Below are 2,365 nucleotides of genomic sequence, written 5' to 3'. Positions count from 1 at the left end.
CGCGAAGGACGGCGGGGTGTCAGCGTGTCGCGAGGTTTGCGAGCAGTTCGGCGGCGGGCTTCGGATGGACGAGCCAGCGCAGGTGGCTTCCTTCGAGTGTCCGGACCTCGAAGGGGTTGCCGGGTGTGAGCGCGTCGGCTTCGCGGATCATACGGTCCTGCATGGCGAGCGGAATGCTGGCATCGTCGGCCAGACGCACATAGGTTTTGGGAATCCGGCCCCAGGTCGCAGCCTGTGCCCGGTCGGTGGACGTACCGACGTCGAGGTTCTCATCGGGCTGGAAGGTGTTCAGGAACGTCCGGAACTCGTCGTCGGTGAGGTCGGCGGCGAAAGCCTGCCTGAACGCGGCGAGTACCGTCGGGTCGGCGGTTCGGAAGTTGGTCCGGAGCAGACCGAGTTCGGCCGGATTCCCGGCGATCGCCGGAGCGAAGGCGCCTGGATCGACTTCCGCCATCTCCGGCTCGGCGTAGTAGGCACCGACGTCCAGGTCGACCGGGCACCAGGCGGAGACGTAAGCGATCCTGTCGATCAGCTCGGGCCGGGCGTTGCCGGCCGCGGTGATCGCGGCGCCGCCCCTGCTGTGGCCGACGAGTACGGTCGGCCCGTTGCGCTTCGCCCGTTCGAGGACTTCGATCACGCGGGCGGCATTGTCGGCGAGTGTGACTCCCTTGATGTTCCCCGGTTCCGCGGCGAGTGCGTGGAGATCCTGAGGAGCCTGGTAGGCCGCGGGGAACGTCGCCTCGAACCCGTGCCCCGGAAGGTCGACCGCGACCGAGCGGTGCCCGAGCAGGGCAAGCTCGGCCTGCAGCGGCGCGAACGAGAACGAGTTCGCGAAGGCCCCGTGGACAAGAATGAATGTCGGCAGATTCCGCATGCCTCAACCTCCAACAGAACGATCTTCGGGGCAAGCCCAAGTCGGTTGGTCCGCGGTGACGTTCAGTCGGTCGCTGCGGAGCGACGGAGCCGTACGCGGGTGATCCGCTGCGATGGCCCGGAGGCCCGAGAACATGCCGACCGCCGCCCCTCTCCGGCACAACTGCCGACTGACCGTGCGGAACGCGGTCCCAGCGCGTAGGTGCGTTCACGGCGGTGAACGGCCGATCCGGGTCCGTCCCCGGTCAGACCGGACAGGCGTGGATCTGGGCTGCCTTGAGGGCGGCCCAGACCTCCGCGCCCGGGTGGAGGCCGAGTTCGGCAGCAAGCGAGCCCTCGGCGAGGCAGCGGCTCGCGTCGTCGAGGCCCTCGGCCCTCCCGGGCATCGCGCGGGCCTGAAACCCCGGCACTCCGCCGGAGGTGCAGAGGCGCGCGCGTCGGGCGTCGGCGCCATGAGCGCCGGCCGGACGTCGGGGCAGAAGGCCGGGGCCTGCCGTCGGACCCTCGACTCACCGCGGGCTGTCGCTCAGCGTGCGCAGCAGCTTGGGGAGTGCGGTGCCGATCGGTTCCCGGATGACCTCGTCGGCCCGGTCGTCGTACGGAGTGGGCTCGGCGTTCATGATGATCAGCCGGGCGCCGTGATCCGTGGCGACGCCGGCCAGGCCGGCGGCGGGCTGGACCTGGAGGCTGGTGCCGACGGCGACGAAGATCTGGCAGGCCTTGGTGATGGCGAGCGCATCGTGCAGGACCACGGGGTCGAGGCGCTCACCGAACATGACCGTCGCCGATTTCAGGATGCCGCCGCACTCCGGGCACGACGGGTCGTCCTCGCCGGCCTCGACCCGGGCCAGGGCATCCTCCATCGGCCCGCGGGCATGGCACTTCGTGCACACGGTGCTGCGAGCACTGCCGTGGAGTTCGAGGACCTTCCGGGCCGGCAGGCCGGCGAGCTGGTGCAGGCCGTCCACATTCTGTGTGATCACCCTGACCGGCACACCCGACTGCTCCAGCTCGACGATGGCCCGGTGCGCCGCGTTGGGCTCCACTTGGAGTGTGCGGTTCTTGCGCCGCATCTGCCAGGACCGCCGCCGGATCTCCGGATCACCCATGTAGTACTCGTACGTGACGAGCTTTTCCGCCTCCGGATCCTTCCGCCACAGCCCATTGGGGCCACGGTAGTCGGGGATGCCGGAATCGGTGGAGATGCCTGCGCCGCTCAGGAGGGCGACAAGGGGCTTGGTCATGGGCCGAGCGTAGAACTCCCGGCTGTTCGGAGCGAGCGCGTTTCGCGAGGCCCTTCCGGGAGGACGGAGGCGAGCGCGTCGAGGTCTCCGGCGACTTCGCCGCCGCCGTCCCGGCGCGGGACGGCCGGTTCCCGCGCGGTCCGGTGCGTGTTCCCCGCTGTGGGCCGGGTGTCCTTCGTGTCCGCTCCCGGAAGCGGGTGGTTGGGCGGCTGACCGGTCAGGCCGACGGCCCCGCGCCCTTCTCGGCT

2 protein-coding genes and 1 pseudogene are annotated in these 2,365 nt (G+C 70.2%); all 3 read right to left on the bottom strand.

The window, feature by feature from the left end; all coding sequences use genetic code 11:
* Positions 1-19: 19 nt before the first annotated feature.
* Positions 20-874 (bottom strand): alpha/beta fold hydrolase, encoded by an 855-nt coding sequence (locus tag ACFP2V_RS15740; RefSeq protein ID WP_381211741.1) that lies wholly within the window; start codon positions 872-874, stop codon positions 20-22.
* 244 nt (positions 875-1,118) lie between these two features.
* Positions 1,119-1,199 (bottom strand): annotated as a pseudogene (locus ACFP2V_RS15735) (TOBE domain-containing protein); the annotation flags it as partial.
* Between the two features lie 183 nt (positions 1,200-1,382).
* Entirely contained in the window at positions 1,383-2,117 is a 735-nt protein-coding gene (locus ACFP2V_RS15730; RefSeq protein WP_381211738.1) for an SIR2 family NAD-dependent protein deacylase, read from the bottom strand.
* Positions 2,118-2,365 lie beyond the last annotated feature (248 nt).

Origin of the sequence: Streptomyces incanus, assembly GCF_042656345.1 — a bacterium.
Classification (GTDB): Bacteria; Actinomycetota; Actinomycetes; order Streptomycetales; family Streptomycetaceae; genus Streptomyces; species Streptomyces incanus.
This window is presented reverse-complemented; position numbering and strand designations above follow the sequence as displayed.

Coding starts and splice junctions, on each gene's coding strand:
- ACFP2V_RS15740 (WP_381211741.1), bottom strand. CDS start 874: ATGCGGAATCTGCCGACATTCATTCTTGTCCACGGGGCCTTCGCGAAC.
- ACFP2V_RS15730 (WP_381211738.1), bottom strand. CDS start 2,117: ATGACCAAGCCCCTTGTCGCCCTCCTGAGCGGCGCAGGCATCTCCACC.